Source organism: Kribbella sp. NPDC026596, from assembly GCF_040638415.1.
Classification (GTDB): Bacteria; Actinomycetota; Actinomycetes; order Propionibacteriales; family Kribbellaceae; genus Kribbella.
Genome location: NZ_JBEZYF010000033.1, coordinates 31,247 through 45,259, shown reverse-complemented (window position 1 = coordinate 45,259; position 14,013 = coordinate 31,247). Strand labels below are relative to the sequence as shown.

Annotated in this window: 19 protein-coding genes and 1 pseudogene; 10 read left to right on the top strand and 10 right to left on the bottom strand. The window is 67.0% G+C overall.

Translation table 11 applies throughout. From position 1 onward, the window contains the following. Positions 1 to 8: 8 nt before the first annotated feature. Positions 9 to 980: a multicopper oxidase domain-containing protein gene (locus AB0E63_RS25885; protein WP_360371283.1), complete on the top strand. Its 972-nt coding sequence runs from the start codon at positions 9 to 11 to the stop codon at positions 978 to 980. Further along, entirely contained in the window at positions 977 to 1,459 is a 483-nt protein-coding gene (locus AB0E63_RS25880; protein ID WP_360371281.1) for a hypothetical protein, read from the top strand. The genes AB0E63_RS25885 and AB0E63_RS25880 overlap by 4 nt, the downstream gene beginning before the upstream one ends. Before the next feature lie 3 nt (positions 1,460 to 1,462). On the opposite strand, the gene AB0E63_RS25875 is transcribed toward AB0E63_RS25880, so the two are convergent. The 3 genes from AB0E63_RS25875 to AB0E63_RS25865 all read right to left on the bottom strand — a co-directional run bounded on the left by AB0E63_RS25875 (position 1,463) and on the right by AB0E63_RS25865 (position 3,616). After that, complete coding sequence (locus AB0E63_RS25875; RefSeq protein ID WP_360371279.1) at positions 1,463 to 2,560, bottom strand: HAMP domain-containing sensor histidine kinase; 1,098 nt, start codon at positions 2,558 to 2,560, stop codon at positions 1,463 to 1,465. Next, complete coding sequence (locus AB0E63_RS25870) at positions 2,532 to 3,206, bottom strand: response regulator transcription factor (protein WP_360371277.1); 675 nt, start codon at positions 3,204 to 3,206, stop codon at positions 2,532 to 2,534. Before AB0E63_RS25870 ends, AB0E63_RS25875 begins: the two co-directional genes overlap by 29 nt. Before the next feature lie 176 nt (positions 3,207 to 3,382). Continuing rightward, complete coding sequence (locus AB0E63_RS25865) at positions 3,383 to 3,616, bottom strand: hypothetical protein (protein WP_360371274.1); 234 nt, start codon at positions 3,614 to 3,616, stop codon at positions 3,383 to 3,385. A 25-nt stretch (positions 3,617 to 3,641) separates the two neighbouring features. Between AB0E63_RS25865 and AB0E63_RS25860 the strand changes: the two genes are divergently transcribed. Together AB0E63_RS25860 and AB0E63_RS25855 are read left to right on the top strand one after the other, a co-directional pair. After that, the gene (locus tag AB0E63_RS25860) at positions 3,642 to 3,824 is read left to right on the top strand and encodes a hypothetical protein (RefSeq protein WP_360371271.1); all 183 of its coding nucleotides are present in this window, start codon (positions 3,642 to 3,644) and stop codon (positions 3,822 to 3,824) included. A 607-nt stretch (positions 3,825 to 4,431) separates the two neighbouring features. After that, a complete protein-coding gene (locus AB0E63_RS25855; protein WP_360371268.1) occupies positions 4,432 to 4,698 on the top strand; it encodes an SPFH domain-containing protein in 267 nt (88 codons plus the stop codon). Positions 4,699 to 4,926: 228 nt separating this feature from the next. Here AB0E63_RS25855 and AB0E63_RS25850 read toward each other — a convergent pair whose 3' ends face one another. The 3 genes from AB0E63_RS25850 to AB0E63_RS25840 all read right to left on the bottom strand — a co-directional run bounded on the left by AB0E63_RS25850 (position 4,927) and on the right by AB0E63_RS25840 (position 6,469). Then, positions 4,927 to 5,574, bottom strand: a complete 648-nt coding sequence (locus tag AB0E63_RS25850; protein ID WP_360371412.1) for a rod shape-determining protein — start codon at positions 5,572 to 5,574, stop codon at positions 4,927 to 4,929. 140 nt (positions 5,575 to 5,714) lie between these two features. Further along, positions 5,715 to 6,086 carry a TraR/DksA C4-type zinc finger protein gene (locus AB0E63_RS25845; RefSeq protein WP_360371265.1) on the bottom strand — a complete coding sequence of 124 codons (372 nt, stop codon included), beginning with the start codon at positions 6,084 to 6,086 and terminating at the stop codon, positions 5,715 to 5,717. A gap of 68 nt (positions 6,087 to 6,154) precedes the next feature. Next, complete coding sequence (locus AB0E63_RS25840; RefSeq protein ID WP_360371262.1) at positions 6,155 to 6,469, bottom strand: TraR/DksA C4-type zinc finger protein; 315 nt, start codon at positions 6,467 to 6,469, stop codon at positions 6,155 to 6,157. A 255-nt stretch (positions 6,470 to 6,724) separates the two neighbouring features. Between AB0E63_RS25840 and AB0E63_RS25835 the strand changes: the two genes are divergently transcribed. The 4 genes and pseudogenes from AB0E63_RS25835 to AB0E63_RS25820 all read left to right on the top strand — a co-directional run. Further along, the gene (locus AB0E63_RS25835) at positions 6,725 to 7,768 is read left to right on the top strand and encodes a HAMP domain-containing sensor histidine kinase (RefSeq protein WP_360371259.1); all 1,044 of its coding nucleotides are present in this window, start codon (positions 6,725 to 6,727) and stop codon (positions 7,766 to 7,768) included. Between the two features lie 2 nt (positions 7,769 to 7,770). Next, the gene (locus tag AB0E63_RS25830) at positions 7,771 to 8,430 is read left to right on the top strand and encodes a response regulator transcription factor (protein ID WP_360371256.1); all 660 of its coding nucleotides are present in this window, start codon (positions 7,771 to 7,773) and stop codon (positions 8,428 to 8,430) included. 199 nt (positions 8,431 to 8,629) lie between these two features. Continuing rightward, on the top strand, positions 8,630 to 8,824 hold the full coding sequence (locus AB0E63_RS25825; RefSeq protein WP_360371253.1) for a hypothetical protein: 195 nt from the start codon (positions 8,630 to 8,632) through the stop codon (positions 8,822 to 8,824). Positions 8,825 to 9,026: 202 nt separating this feature from the next. Next, positions 9,027 to 9,926: pseudogene (locus AB0E63_RS25820) on the top strand (cbb3-type cytochrome c oxidase subunit I); the annotation flags it as partial. Between the two features lie 47 nt (positions 9,927 to 9,973). Here AB0E63_RS25820 and AB0E63_RS25815 read toward each other — a convergent pair. After that, a complete protein-coding gene (locus AB0E63_RS25815) occupies positions 9,974 to 10,675 on the bottom strand; it encodes a helix-turn-helix domain-containing protein (protein WP_360371249.1) in 702 nt (233 codons plus the stop codon). A gap of 86 nt (positions 10,676 to 10,761) precedes the next feature. Between AB0E63_RS25815 and AB0E63_RS25810 the strand changes: the two genes are divergently transcribed. Together AB0E63_RS25810 and AB0E63_RS25805 are read left to right on the top strand one after the other, a co-directional pair. Then, complete coding sequence (locus AB0E63_RS25810; protein WP_360371246.1) at positions 10,762 to 11,193, top strand: DoxX family membrane protein; 432 nt, start codon at positions 10,762 to 10,764, stop codon at positions 11,191 to 11,193. A 38-nt stretch (positions 11,194 to 11,231) separates the two neighbouring features. Further along, on the top strand, positions 11,232 to 12,467 hold the full coding sequence (locus AB0E63_RS25805; RefSeq protein WP_360371243.1) for an FAD-dependent oxidoreductase: 1,236 nt from the start codon (positions 11,232 to 11,234) through the stop codon (positions 12,465 to 12,467). An 8-nt stretch (positions 12,468 to 12,475) separates the two neighbouring features. Here AB0E63_RS25805 and AB0E63_RS25800 read toward each other — a convergent pair whose 3' ends face one another. The 3 genes from AB0E63_RS25800 to AB0E63_RS25790 form a co-directional block, all read right to left on the bottom strand. Next, complete coding sequence (locus AB0E63_RS25800) at positions 12,476 to 12,904, bottom strand: hypothetical protein (protein WP_360371240.1); 429 nt, start codon at positions 12,902 to 12,904, stop codon at positions 12,476 to 12,478. A gap of 31 nt (positions 12,905 to 12,935) precedes the next feature. Next, positions 12,936 to 13,241 (bottom strand): cupin domain-containing protein, encoded by a 306-nt coding sequence (locus tag AB0E63_RS25795; RefSeq protein WP_360371237.1) that lies wholly within the window; start codon positions 13,239 to 13,241, stop codon positions 12,936 to 12,938. Between the two features lie 62 nt (positions 13,242 to 13,303). Beyond that, on the bottom strand, positions 13,304 to 14,011 hold the full coding sequence (locus AB0E63_RS25790; RefSeq protein WP_360371234.1) for a helix-turn-helix domain-containing protein: 708 nt from the start codon (positions 14,009 to 14,011) through the stop codon (positions 13,304 to 13,306). Positions 14,012 to 14,013: the final 2 nt, after the last annotated feature.

Sequence of the window (14,013 nt, the reverse complement as noted above, 5' to 3'; positions counted from 1 at the left end):
GAGCGGCGATGCGTACAACCGTCCACCGCGGGGCCCGGGTCCTGCTGGTCCTCGTGCTGGCCGTGTTCGGCCTGACGTGTGTGGGTGGCTCGGCGACCGCGGCCATCGTGGCGATCGAGCTGTGCGCCGTACCGGGGACCGCACCGCTGCCCGGTGGTGGCACAGTCCCCATCTGGGGATTCGGTACGCCGACAACGCCAGGCAACTGCGCGACGGCGACTGCGAGCCTGCCTGGACCGAAACTCGAGGTCACGGCTGGAGACGTGGTCACCATCACGGTCCGGAACGCCTTGCCCGCCGGACATGTGCTGTCGTTCGAGATTCCCGGAGTGACGTTCGACCCCGGACCGACCGACGCGGCGCCCGGTGCCGCCGTCAGCCGGTCCTTCACGGCGCAGCCGGGCACCTACCTGTACCAGAGCGGCGGTGACGCCGGACGCCAGGAGGCCATGGGCCTGTCGGGCGCGCTGCTGGTGCATACGACCACTACCAACCAGGCCTACGCTTCCGCGACAACGGCGTACGACATCGAAGCCGTCCTGGTGCTGACCGCGGTGGATCCCGCGTTCAACGCCGCACCGGCGACATTCGACCTGCAGAACTTCCGCGCGACGTACTGGTTCGTCAACGGGACCTCGTACCCCGGCACTCCGCCGATCGCGGCGGCCGCGGGTCAACGGGTCCTGCTGCGGTACCTCAATGCCGGTTACGACAACACGTCGATGACTCTGCTCGGCACACACCAGCAGGTCGTCGCCCGCGATGCCAGACTGCTGACGAACCCGTTCAGTGCCAGTACGGAGACGATCCCGGCCGGTGCCACCGAAGACACCATCGTGGTCGTGCCCGCGGGCACTCCGCCCAGCAGCCACGGCTTCCCGCTGTTCAACCGCCAACTGCATCTGACCAACGGTCCTCAGCTCACCACGTCGCCCACACCGCTGACCGGTGGCGGCATGGTGGTCTTCATCCAGCCATGAGCCGGCTGACACGGAGCCTGGGTGTCGTGACCGGCGTGGCGCTGGTCGCCGGCGCGCTGGCGGTCTGGTTCCTCTCGAGCGATCGGAGCGACCAGTCCGCGGCGGCGCCGGCCCCGGTGGCCCAGATCGCCTGGGGACGTACGCCGGTGGACGCCGATGGGCTCGCCCAACGCAGCGGCGTACGCATCACTCGCGTCGCCGTGACGGGCGGAGGCGGGCTGCTCGATCTACGGTTCCAGGTCCTCGATCCCAACCGGGCGAACAGCCTGCACGACGCAGCCACACCGCCCGCACTGATCGACGAGGACACCGGTCTGGTCGTGCGCGACCTGCTGATGAACCACGCCCACACGGGCAAGTACACCTCGGGGGAGACGTACTACCTGGTGTTCGAGAACCCGGGCAACTGGATCCGCCGCGGCACGAAGGTCACCGTGTTGCTGGGCTCAGCGCAGGTCGGCCACGTGGTGGTTCGCTGACCATCACCCGGTGTGGGGGATGGTCAGCACGAACCGCGCGCCGCCGTCCGGACTGGCCGTGGCCTGCAACGTCCCACCGTGTGCCTCGGCGATGGCACGGGCCATCGGCAGACCGAGGCCACTGCCCATCGGCCCCTGGTCCGGACGCCGATGCCAGAACCGCTCGAACACGTACGGCAGGTCGTCGGACTCGATCCCCGGTCCGGAGTCGTCGACGGAGATCGCGGTCTGCCCGGCGGACGACGTACAACCGAGCCGGATCGTGTCACCGGACGCGGTGAAGTGCACGGCGTTCTCGACCAGTGCGTCGAGGGCGAGCTCCAGCCAGTCCGGATCGACGCGCATCGTCCCGGTCGGCCGGCATTCGACCGACCAGACCCGATCGGTGTTCGCGGTCCAGTTCCGGCCGATCTCGCCGACCAGCGCGGCGACGTCGGTCGGCCGGCGGTCCAGCTCCTCACCGGCGTCCAGCCGGGCCAGTGCCAGCAGGCGGTTGGACAGTGCGGACATCCGGTCCAGCTGCCGGAGTGCGACCTCGATGTGCGGTCGCGTGGCCGCCGCCGACCTCGCCGCGCCGGCCAGCTCCAGGTGGCCGCGAGCGATCGTGATCGGTGTGCGGATCGCGTGTGAGGTATCCCGGAGGAACCCCCGCTCGCGGTCGAGACTGGCCCGGCGCTGGTCGGCCATCCGCTCCACCTGGCGCAAGGCCGCGGCCCGGCGCTGGGCGTGCCAGACCATCGCGACGAACAGCGCAGGCATCAACGGCACCTCGGCGAGCTCGGCCCGGTCGATGATCCCGCTCAGCGCGTGCGCCCCGAGCACCCACCCGGTCGCGCCGGTCACCACCACGGTCACCACGATGGTCGGCCACAGCGGCCAGACCCGGAAGCCGTACACGATGGTGAGACTGAGGAACAGGAAGTGGTACGGAATCGTCTCCTCACCGGGCATGCCGATCATCAGCAGGAGCATGACGAGGATGAAGGTGGCCAGCAGGCCGTCGACGAGCCGCCCGCGGCTCAGCCGGACCCGGTGCCCGGTCCGGACCGCCGGCCCGGCGAGCGTCGCGTTCTCACGCGGTTTGTAGCTGATAGCCGACATTGCGCACCGTCCGGATGACGTCGCTGCGGAGCTTGGACCGGAGCCGGGCGACGCACACGTCGACCAGGTTGGTCGCCGGGTCGAAGTCGTAGCCCCACACCTCGGACAGCAACTCCTGCCGGGAGCACACGGTGTCCGGGTTGCGCATCAGGTGCTGCAGCAACAGGAACTCGCGCTGCGGCAGCTCGGCGGTCCGCTCGCCGACCTGCAGGCGTCGTGTCCTGGTGTCGAGCAGGATCTCGCCTACCCGCAGCACTTCCGGGAGCCAAGGCGCGCCCGCGGGTGCGGGCGACAGCAGCCGCGACCGCACTCGGGCGATCAGCTCCCGGACCACGAAGGGTTTAGCCAAGAAGTCGACCGCACCCTGCTCGAGGCAGGCGACCCGCACCTGCCGGTCCTCGGTCGCGGACAGCACCAGGATCCTGGTGGACCGGTCGTGGGTCAGCAACGCGGTCAGCACCGCCTGGCCGTCGAGTCCGGGCATCAGCAGGTCGAGAATGACCAGATCGGGCTTGCCGGTGAGGGCTTGGCGGAGCCCGTCCGTACCGTCCGTGGCCGTGGTCACGTGGAAGCCTTCCGCCTCCAGCGCACTGCGGACGAATCCGAGCAGGTCGGGCTCGTCGTCGACAACGAGAATCCTGGTCATCGAACCCCCTCCAGGCCACCTGGCCTGACCTGGGTACGGACTTCCGGTCGCTGCACCCCACAGCTCCGGCCCGGGACCCCCACCGATCCGCAACCTACCGACATTCTCCGCCCCCCCACCACCCGAAGGAAGAGGAGAGCGCTCTCCACCACGCTCTCCCTTCGATCAGGTTTGTCTTACAGCGTGGGCTCGAGCTTGAAGGCGGCCTTGCGCTTGGCCAGCCACTCGTCGAGGGACTGCAGCGGCGGGTTGAGTTCGCGGACCTTGGTGAGGTCGCGGTCGCCGGTGAAGCGAGTGGAGTCACCACTGCAGGAGATCCTTGAGAATCGACTCGGCCCGGGAGCTACCGCCGCCATCATCGCCAACAGCGATCCCAGCTTCACCGCCGCAGTACGCGCACGACTGGCCATCCGGTTGAATTCCCTCGCCGACCTGATGAACCTCGACATCAAGACAGGCCGGCTTCGCGCGAACGTCGACCCCGACACCGTGCTCGGCATATTGGTCGGCGCCTACCTCGCCGAGGTCCTCAGGTTCGGCGCCCCACGCAAGGAGTGGGCCGACCGCGCTCTCGCGTTCCTGACTCCCGCAGTGAATCCACACCTGCCCGCGCGCTGAGGCAGACCCTCCGGGCGCCGGCCTGAGGTGGGTTCCGCTGACGCAGCCGAGCTTCGCGGCGCTCATACGTACGGAAGTGCCGGCAACTGTGCACCTCCTCGAGGAATACATCGGACACTCGTCCGACGAGAGGGCCACCGCGTTGGAGCCACCTACGATCGACCCGGTGCACGCGGATCCCAACGCCGCGTCGGATACCACCGTGCGGCGTTTCCACGCGGTGGCCGGCCAGGCGGACGCAGTTGTCATGGCGGACAGCTACCTGTTGCAGCGTGATGTTCGGAGGCAGACGACTGACGAGCGACCTCCAGAAACTGAACAGCCTCCTTCAACCTAGCCTTCCGGCCAGCCGGAGGCCGACTCCTAGCGGCATTGTGTTCAGCACTCTTCGGCTACACCCGTGGCGCGGAGCCGGCGGGCGAGGTTGCCGGTACTCGGCAATGAGCATGTTCGGCGTTCGCCGACAGAGCCCCTACCGAGTCCGTGCATTCGACGCGATCATTGGCTCTGTGCGGCCCGGAAGCTCGCCGCAGGAACTCCGCACAACCAGTTGTGCCTGCGGGTTCGTCGGTGACGACACCGCGGAGCCCTTTCCAACGGAGCAAGAATGATCGTCTTTGACGTGGTGCTCGTGGCATTCGTCGTCTGCCTGATCGGGGCGGCCATGAGCGTTCGTGTGGTCAGGCAGTTCGAGCGAGGGGTGGTGTTCCGGTTCGGTCGGGTGCGCCCGGAGATCCGGCAGCCCGGCTTGGTGCTACTGGTGCCGATTGCCGATCGGCTGCAGAAGGTGAACATGCAGATCATCACGATGCCGGTCCCCGCGCAGGACGGCATTACCCGTGACAACGTGACGGTCGATGTCGCGCCAGGCTGAGGCCGAACGGGAACGCCGGGCCCGCATCATCACCGCTGCGTTGGCCGAGCCCTTGGAGACGGCCGGGTCGGCACAACCAGAGTGGGGCGGACTACCCACAGGTTGTGGCGACCCGGCATGGCAGCCGTGATAGGACGTCAGCGTTCCGCGAGGGCCCGGCGATCCCGGTAGGGACGTAGCGACTCCGGTGGGGGCCACTCTTCAACGCAGTAGCCGTTGCTCTGACCATCAGGAAATGCCCGGGTGACGGCGGGCGGCGAGGGCGACGGTACTCGCGCCGCGGAGGGCGACTGTGTACGGGGCTGGTGCTGGTTGAGCCATGCATGAGAGTTGTTTGGACAGTTGGTAGGTGATGGCCGGGAGCAAGGCGCCACCACCGGCCAGCAATGGTCCTCTGTCGAGCGCGTCGACGACCTGTGGGCCGCAGTCATGGCTCAGCAGGTCAGCCACCATGTCGCGGATGTCTTCGACGAGATTGTCGACCGTCATCGAGGTGCGAAGATCAGCCGTGCCGTGGGGCGTGCGGCGTGCCTCGACCACCGATCCGTCTGCCAGGACGGCTACTTCTGTCAGCTGGGCTCCCAGGTCGATGACAAGCAGAGGTCTGGCCAGGTCGGTCGTGGCGCCGATCGCGGCTGCCTTGACACCGTCAATGGTGATGACGGTGCGGGGCTCGAGGATCTCGACCGCCGCGATGACTCCGTGCCGATCGGCCTCGGGGCAGAGGACAGGAATCGTCACGACGATCAGCTCGGGCCGCGGTGCGCGATCTGCACGGCCGAGAAGAAGCCGACAGAGCATGCGAGCGGTGCCTGGCACGTCGGTGACTCTGCCCCGCGAGATGGGATAGCTGACACCGGCATGCGATGTCGTCATCGTGGGGGCATCGACGATCAGGCCATGGTGGGGAACCCAGGCGCGGGTACGCACGCTGCCGAGATCGAGCGCCAGTCCCGGGCGGAGCCGGCTCCATGGCCAGGCGCCCGGACGGACTGCCCCCATTCTGCGCAGTCCGCTCATCGTTGCATCTCGAGGAAAAGCTGACACCGCGCGCAGTAACGCGTCTGGGGGTGGGCATACAGGCGGTGGAGAGCGATGGTGCTGCCACACCGGCCGCATCCGCCGTAGCGGCCCGCGTCCATTCGGGCAAGCGCGGCCTCGGTTTCGGCCAGCGCGGTTTGTGCGGCGACTGCGAGTTTGTGACGGATCTCGCTGTGCGCCGCGGTGTCGGGGGAGCTTGTCGTTTCGACGATATCGGCGGCGCTCCGGGCGATGTCTTGAAGTTGTTGAAGTCGGAACCGGCGATCTTCGTGCAGGCTCGCCCGGAGAACGGCGAGTTCCGCGAGATCGAGTCGGTTGTTGTCGACTGCGGAGACCTGATGGGCCACGACGGAAGCTCCTAGAGTGGAGGCGAAGGCAACGCTCGATCGGGAAGGCGGGCGCAGACCTGGTGTGCTCAGCTGACGCGTTGCTGACACCCGACGCAGAAGCGCACGTACGGCAAGATCTCGAGGCGCTCGACGGGTATGGAGGTTCGGCAACTGCCGCAGGTTCCGTAGGAGCCATCCGCCAGACGTTCCCCGGCAGCTTCGATCTCTTCGAGCACCCGCTCGATCGCCGCCGTTTGAGCCTCCTGCAGATCCTTGTCCGCGTGCGGTGCGGACTCCTCGATCGCCCTGAGTTGGGCAAGGCGGGAGTTGCGCTCGTGTTCGAGGCGCTGGAGGGCGTCGTGCTTGGTGAGGTTCGGGGCGCGGCCCAGGTGGGTGGTCACTTGCATCGGATCCTTTCAAGGGGACGGCAACGGGAGGCCGGCGTACGCATCAGGAGGCATTGCGTACGCCGGCAGTCTTGCGTCGCCCGTCTTGAGGCTCGTGTTTTGGTTCTGTCTCCACCATCGGCGATGCTGCGATCGTTGACCATCGGGCCTGACACCCATTTCGTGCGCGCGGAGACCTGCAGGTAGCGGTCGGCAGATGAGTGTCAGGCCGGATCGACTTGCGGTGCGGTTGCAGGCAGGCTGGATGGTGTGTCACGTCTGCTGATGGCCCGCACACCGCCTGCTCTGTATCTGCCGAGTCAGGAGACTGCGTCAGCGAAGGAAGGGGTGCTTTCGGTGCCATTGTTCTGGCGCATCTTCGCGCTGAACGCGGTGGTGCTTGCCGCCGCGACAGCATTGTTGCTGTGGGCGCCGGTGACGGTGTCTGTTCCGGTGGTGTTCACCGAAGCCCTGGTGCTGCTGGGCGGATTGGTGGTCATGCTCATCGCGAACGCCGTACTACTGCAGGTGGGCCTGGCTCCGTTGGACCGGCTGAGCCGTCGGATGGCGACGGTCGATCTGCTGCGACCCGGGCAGCGTCTGCCGGTTGCCGGGCAGGGTGGGGTTTCGCAGTTGATCCGAGCCTTCAACGACATGCTGGCGCGGTTGGAGGCTGAACGTGCGGCCAGCAATACCCGGGCGCTGTCGGCTCAGGAGGCGGAGCGTCGACGGATTGCACAGGAGCTTCACGATGAGGTCGGCCAGAGCCTGACCGCTGTCTTGCTGGAACTCATACACGCTGCCGAACGGGTGGACGACGCCGACCTGCGCGCGGACCTGGAACACGCCGAGGAGACGACCCGGGAGAGCCTCGACGAAGTACGCCGACTGGCGCGCCGGCTGCGACCGGGCGTGCTCGAGGATCTCGGTCTGGTGAGTGCGTTGACCGCACTGGTCACCGACCTGTCCATGCATACCGGCCTCGCGATACTTCACGATTTCCAGCCTGGGCTACCCGCGTTGGACGAGCAGACCGAACTGGTCGTGTATCGGGTCGCCCAGGAGGGACTGACGAACGTCGCCCGCCACGCCGAGGCTGCCCGCGTTGAGATCTCCCTGCGGCACAGCGACGCAGTCGTAGGTCTCCGGATCCGTGACGACGGCCGCGGCCTCGGTCTGGCCCACGAGGGCGCCGGAATCCGTGGCATGCGGGAGCGTGCCCTGCTTGTCGGCGCCACACTGGATCTCGGTGCCTCGCCGACCGGTGGCACCGAGGTGAACCTAGTGGTGCCTCGCGAGCGGAACGGAGCCTGAGCATGGCTGCATCGGAAGCGATCCGCATCCTGCTCGCAGACGATCATGCGCTGGTACGACGGGGCATCCGGCTGATCCTGGACAGCAAACCGGGCCTCACGGTGGTCGCCGAAGCCGGTGATGGAAAGGAAGCCGTCGACCTGGCCCTGTCCACGGAGATCGACCTGGCGATTCTCGACATCGCGATGCCACGGATGACCGGCCTGCAGGCTGCGCGTGAGCTGTCGACGCGACGGCCCGACCTGCGAATCCTCATGCTGACGATGTACGACAACGAGCAGTACTTCTTCCAGGCGCTCAGGGCCGGAGCCGCGGGATACGTGCTGAAGTCGGTGGCCGACCGGGACCTGGTAGAGGCCTGCCACGCAGCCATGCGGGGCGAGCCTTTCCTCTACCCGGGAGCGGTGAACGCGCTGATCCGCAACTACCTGAACCGTGTCCGGCTCGGTCAGACGATCCCGGAGCAGATACTGACCGCCCGCGAGGAGGAGGTCCTCAAACTCGTCGCCGAGGGACATTCTTCGAAGGAGATCGCCGAGACTCTGTTCATCAGCATCAAAACGGTCGAGCGGCACCGGGCGAACATGCTCCAGAAGCTTGGACTCCGCGACCGCTTGGAGCTCGCCCGCTACGCAATCCGGGTAGGCCTGATCGAGCCCTGACCCTGAGGTCCTTCGCCCACCAACGGGGCCGGATTCTCAGCCAGGATGCGAGGTTGCCGATCCCCGGCAACGAGGGAGATCTCCCTTCGCCGATCGGGCACGTGTTCACTCCGCGTGCGGGACGGCATCGTTGGGATCGTGCGGACCCGGAGGCGTGGGACATCGCGGCTCCGCGATCCGTGGCGACGAGGAGGTTTCGATGAACGACCAGGATCCGGTGGCACCACCTAGCGGACCACCTGACTGGCACGCCGCCGGCTCGCAATCGTCTCGCCGCGAGCTCGAGGAGCAGCGACGGCTTCCTGCGACGTCGCCGCTGCGACTGCCGCGTGACATCGTCGACGTGTGGGGCGAGGATTCGTTCCCGGCCAGCGACCCGCCGGCGAACTGGTGAGTCGGCCCGTGGGGACTGCTCAGGCCGACGACAGCGATCCGCTCCACGAGCAGTTGACGCACGTCGGTGCCCACCAGGACCGTCCTTGGTCGGTGACGGCCAGGGTCGGACTCGCCGAACGAGCGGCACCACGCCGCCGACTTGGCGGGGCAGCCGTGAGATGGCTGACCACGACCGACCACAAGCTGATCGGCCACATGTACCTGAGGTGTACATCATCGCGTTGCCGTTCTTCGGCATCGTGACCGAGATTTTGCCGGTGTTCAGTCGCAAGCCGGTCTTCGGCTACCTCGGCCTGGTCGGCGCGACCATGGCGATCGCCGCGCTGTCAGCGACCGTGTGGGCCCACCACATGTTCGTCACCGGCGGCGTCAGTCTGCCGTTCTTCTCGTTCATGTCATTCATGATCGCGGTCCCGACCGGGGTGAAGTTCTTCAACTGGATCGGCACGATCTGGGGCGGCTCGGTGTCGTTCGAGACCCCGATGCTGTGGTCGCTCGGCTTCATGACGACTTTTCTGTTCGGTGGTCTGACCGGGGTCATCCTGGCGTCGCCGGTCTTGGACTACCACGTCACAGACACCTACTTCGTGGTCGCGCACTTCCACTATGTCGTCTTCGGGACGGTCGTGTTCGCGATGTTCGCCGGGTTCTACTTCTGGTGGCCGAAGTTCACCGGCCGGATGCTCGACGAGAAGCTGGGCAAGTTGCACTTCTGGTTGCTGTTCATCGGCTTCCACACCACGTTCCTGGTGCAGCACTGGCTGGGCGTCGAGGGCATGCCGCGGCGCTACGCGTCGTACGGCGCCAACGAGGGCTTCACGACCCTGAACGAGGTGTCCAGCGTCGGCGCCTTCATCCTCGGCGCCTCGACTCTGCCGTTCCTCTACAACATCTACAAGTCGCGCAAGTCGCCGCAGGTCGGCGTCGACGACCCGTGGGGCTGGGGCCGGTCGCTGGAGTGGGCGACCAGTTCGCCGCCGCCGCGGCACAACTTCGAGCGGCTGCCGCGGATCCGGTCCGAGAGCCCGGCGTTCGACCTGCACCATCCGGACCTTGAGGAGGCCGCCGGTTTCGAGGGGGAAGGAGAGGGCTCGACGTAATGACCGTCGCCTCGTTCGGAAGTCAGTACGGAGGGAGCGGCGCAGGCTTATGAAGCCAATGTCGGGTTGGGCTCGAGGCGGACACAGCAGTGGCCGGGCTCCGGCTTGAGCTGGGCCTGTAGTTGCGTGGCGTCGAGGCCTGCCAGCAGTCCGTCGAGCAAGCAAAGGTTCATCTCACAGATCAGGTCGGTGTGGTCCTGGGCCAGCGTGTGGAACGGGCAGTTGCCAAGCACGATCACCCGATCATCGACGCGTGGCTCGAAGCCATGCGCTTCGAGGATGCGCATCACGGCATCGGAACTGGTTCCGGCGCCGGCAGTGCCCGGGGCAGCGGCCGCGAGTTCGTTGCCGAGTTGGCGGGCACGCCGCTCGAGCGCTGTTCGTGGCGATTCTCCGGTGGCCTCGGCGTCCTCGATGGCCGCCGCCAGCAGGTCTCCCGCCAGGTTGTAGCGATGTTCGGGCAGGGACACCTCGACATGCCGCTCCGATCGTCGGTACAGCTTCGCCGGTCGGCCCGCACCGGGGCCCGACCGGCCGCTGCGACGCTCGTAAACGACGTCGAGTAGCCCCTCGGCGGCGAGGCGGTCGAGATGGAACGCGGCGGTAGCGCGCGGCAGACCCAGCGCCGTAGCTGCCTCGTCCCGGGTCACGGCGGCGGTCTGGCGTACGACGTGGTCGTACAGGCGCCGCCGGGTCGGTTCCTCCAACGTAGCGACCGCCAAGATCCGGGCTTCTCTGGTCTCGTCCACGAACTGATTCTAAAGCCAACTCCCATTGACGAAAACCGTGCTCGCTTCTAAAGTCAAAATATATCTACTTTAGAAGGAGTGAGGACATGACGACTGAGGTACACAAGCCACGCACGCCAAGCCGGGAGGCGCTGTCCGATCCGGCGTACCAGGCGTTCCTTGTTCTGCGGACGGTCTTCACGGTGGCGCCGATCGTGTTCGGCCTGGACAAGTTCGCCAACCTGCTCACCGACTGGCCGGACTACCTGGCCCCCTGGATCAACGACATCGTCCCCGGCTCCGGCCAGGACGCCATGTACGTCATCGGCGTCATCGAAATCATCGCCGGCATCGCGGTCGCCCTGATCCCCCGCTACGGAGCCCTCCTGGTGGCCGCCTGGCTCGCGGGCATCATCCTCAACCTGCTCACCCTCTCAGGCTTCTACGACGTCGCACTCCGCGACTTCGGACTCCTCGTCGCAGCCCTCGCACTATCGCGACTCGCCACCAAATACGCCCCGGCCCGACACAACTCCTGAACGGGCTGTGGGAAGACGTCAGCACTAGAAAGGTGATCATGAACGAGCAGTCCACCTACGTCATCGTCGGAGCGAGCCTGGCAGGAGCGACCGCGGCTCAGGCCCTGCGGGAAGAGGGCTTCGCCGGACGGATCGTCTTGGTCGGCGACGAGAGCGAGCTGCCGTACGAGCGGCCGGCGTTGTCCAAGGGCTACCTGCTGGGCAAGGACGAGCGAGCAAAGATCTACGTCCATGAGGAGCCCTGGTACGCCGAGCATGCGGTGGATCTGCTGCTGGAGCGGCGGGTGACGTCGTTGGACCGCGGCGCCCATGAGGTGGAGCTCGACACCGGCGAACGGATCGGCTACGCGAAGTTGCTGTTGGCAACAGGCTCGTCTCCGCGGCGGCTTCGAGTGCCGGGCGCGGAACTCGGGGGCGTGCACTACCTGCGGCGAGTCGAGGATTCCGATCGGCTGCGCGAGGTGATCGGCGCCGGTGGCCGGATCGTCGTCGTGGGTGCCGGTTGGATCGGTCTGGAAACCGCAGCCGCGGCCCGGGAGTCCGGGTGTCAGGTAACAGTCCTCGACCCGCAGCCGGCGCCGCTACTCGCAGCGCTCGGCAGCGAGATGGGAGCGTTCTTCGCTGGACTGCACCTGCGCAACGGTGTCGACCTGCGGTTGAGTCAGACCGTCACGGGATTCCACGGGGCCGATCGCGTGACCAGCGTGTCTACCGGCAATGGCTGCGAGTTCGCGGCGGATGCCGTCGTCGTGGGAATCGGTGCGATCCCGAACGTCGAGCTTGCCGAACGCGCGGGGCTGAGTTGCGACAACGGGATCGTGGTCGACGAGTCGCTGTGCACGAATGACCCGGACATCTACGCGGTGGGCGATGCCGCGAATTCGTTCCATCCCTTCTACGGTCGACATCTGCGGACCGAGCACTGGGCGAACGCATTGCGTGGGGCGTCGGTCGCAGCCAAGGCGATGCTCGGTCAGCAGGTCGTCTATGACCGGTTGCCGTACTTCTTCACCGATCAATACGACGTCGGGATGGAATTCTCCGGCTGGATCGGTCCGGACGGTTACGATCGATTGGTAACCCGCGGCGACGTCTCCGGCCAGGGATTCCATGCGTTCTGGCTGGCCGGCGGCTGGGTTGTTGCAGGCATGCACGTCAACCGATGGGACGACGGCATCACGCCGGTAGAGGATCTGATCCGCAGCAGGCAACCCGTTGATCCGGATCGGCTCGCGGACACCTCGGTGCCACTGGCTGGGCACGTCATGGCCTAGGTGGCGAGTCAGCCTGTCATGAGGCAGATACCGAGCGCAGCCAGGCCAAGCACCTTCGCGACCTCGCACGCGATGTAGTAGAGGTGAACAGTCGATCGCGGCAGGTTCTCTCCGGCCAGAACCCGGTCAGAGCGCCGGTTGAGCCGCGGCCGGATGGCGGTCAGCTGTCCCGCGAGAATGATGACGACGGCCGCGGTGAAAGCCGCGGCCGTGCCGGACGGCCGGCCGGCGACGATCGCCGCAAGTGTCACCAGGGCCAGGGCGATCTCGACGCGGTTGAGCGCCCGGAACACAACGCGCCCGATGCCGAGGCCAACCGGGATGGTGACACCCGGCGCCCGGAACTTGAGCGGAGTCTCCAGGAAGGAGATCGCCAGCACCATGCCGAGCCAGACGAAGACGGCGGCAGCTGCTACGGCGGCCGAAGCGGTGTTCACTGTTCCTCCTGGACCTGCTCCGTGCTGAAACCTACGCGGCCGGCCAGCCGGCGATTCGCGCGATGAAATCGGGGGGTGAGGCAACGATCATCATGACGGCGGGTTCGGTTCCTGGGTTGCTCAGGCTGATGCGTTCGCCGGTAGCGATATGCGCGACGGCGCCGGGGGCGAGTCTGTGCTGCTGGTCGCCGTGCTGAAGCTGGATCGAGCCCGACACATGGACCAGAACGATCTCGGAGGGCCCGTGATCGTGTTCAGGCAGGCCACCACCGGGCGGGATCCATACCTGAACCATGGCGATGTTGTCGGAGGTCTCGGCCCCGACGAGTACTTCCATCGTCGGCCCTCCGGGCAGGGGCGCCCGGCGTCGTGGTGTGGTGCCGATCCTGGTGACGTGCATCATGTGCTCCTGTTCCGATGCTGGTGCGGGCCGGTGTCCACGTCAGGGCTGTGGGCGGGGGAGAGGTGAACGATGCAGGCATCGGGCTCGGCGAACGGCTCGAGGCTGGTGGCCGCGATCGGTGCGCGGATCTCGGTGAGGGCACCTCGCATCAAGCCGAGATGCAGCGGACACAAGGTGGACGAGTACTCTTCGGCGAGCTCCAGGAAGGGGCAGTGCCGCAGCCTGATGCGCCCGGTTGACTCGCTGTCGGGTTCCGGGGCGAAACCGAGGTCGGTCATCATCGCACTCAGCCGCTGTGTGGCCTCGGCGACGCCGGGCTGACGGGACGGGGGGATGTGCTCGACCAAGTAGCCGCCCCAGTTGCGGCCCGCGGCCTCGGCAGCGGCGCCCGCATCGGGACTCGTGGACAACTGGCCTAGCAGGATTTTGGCCAGCAGGTCGTACTGACGCCGGCCGCCTCGGTCCATCCCGGGATGTGGCGTGTACACGGTCCGAGGCCGGCCTCGTCCGGTCGGTTCCTCGAGTCGGCGATCGATGAGTCCTTGCGTCGCCAGGGCATCGAGATGGAAGCGGACCGTATTGGGATGGACGTCGAGTCTGTCGGCGAGCTCAGTGACACCCAGTGGAGCGTCGGAGCCCCGCAGAGCGTCGAGCAATGCCTGTCGGCGTGGCTGGTCGTCGGCCGTCTGGTCATTCCTGGTCATGG

Coding starts and splice junctions, on each gene's coding strand:
- AB0E63_RS25810 (WP_360371246.1), top strand. CDS start 10,762: ATGACGACTGAGGTACACAAGCCACGCACGCCAAGCCGGGAGGCGCTG.
- AB0E63_RS25850 (WP_360371412.1), bottom strand. CDS start 5,574: ATGACGACATCGCATGCCGGTGTCAGCTATCCCATCTCGCGGGGCAGA.
- AB0E63_RS25825 (WP_360371253.1), top strand. CDS start 8,630: ATGAACGACCAGGATCCGGTGGCACCACCTAGCGGACCACCTGACTGG.
- AB0E63_RS25795 (WP_360371237.1), bottom strand. CDS start 13,241: ATGGAAGTACTCGTCGGGGCCGAGACCTCCGACAACATCGCCATGGTT.
- AB0E63_RS25875 (WP_360371279.1), bottom strand. CDS start 2,560: ATGTCGGCTATCAGCTACAAACCGCGTGAGAACGCGACGCTCGCCGGG.
- AB0E63_RS25880 (WP_360371281.1), top strand. CDS start 977: ATGAGCCGGCTGACACGGAGCCTGGGTGTCGTGACCGGCGTGGCGCTG.
- AB0E63_RS25830 (WP_360371256.1), top strand. CDS start 7,771: ATGGCTGCATCGGAAGCGATCCGCATCCTGCTCGCAGACGATCATGCG.
- AB0E63_RS25870 (WP_360371277.1), bottom strand. CDS start 3,206: ATGACCAGGATTCTCGTTGTCGACGACGAGCCCGACCTGCTCGGATTC.
- AB0E63_RS25790 (WP_360371234.1), bottom strand. CDS start 14,011: ATGACCAGGAATGACCAGACGGCCGACGACCAGCCACGCCGACAGGCA.
- AB0E63_RS25855 (WP_360371268.1), top strand. CDS start 4,432: ATGATCGTCTTTGACGTGGTGCTCGTGGCATTCGTCGTCTGCCTGATC.
- AB0E63_RS25885 (WP_360371283.1), top strand. CDS start 9: ATGCGTACAACCGTCCACCGCGGGGCCCGGGTCCTGCTGGTCCTCGTG.
- AB0E63_RS25860 (WP_360371271.1), top strand. CDS start 3,642: ATGAACCTCGACATCAAGACAGGCCGGCTTCGCGCGAACGTCGACCCC.
- AB0E63_RS25805 (WP_360371243.1), top strand. CDS start 11,232: ATGAACGAGCAGTCCACCTACGTCATCGTCGGAGCGAGCCTGGCAGGA.
- AB0E63_RS25865 (WP_360371274.1), bottom strand. CDS start 3,616: ATGGCCAGTCGTGCGCGTACTGCGGCGGTGAAGCTGGGATCGCTGTTG.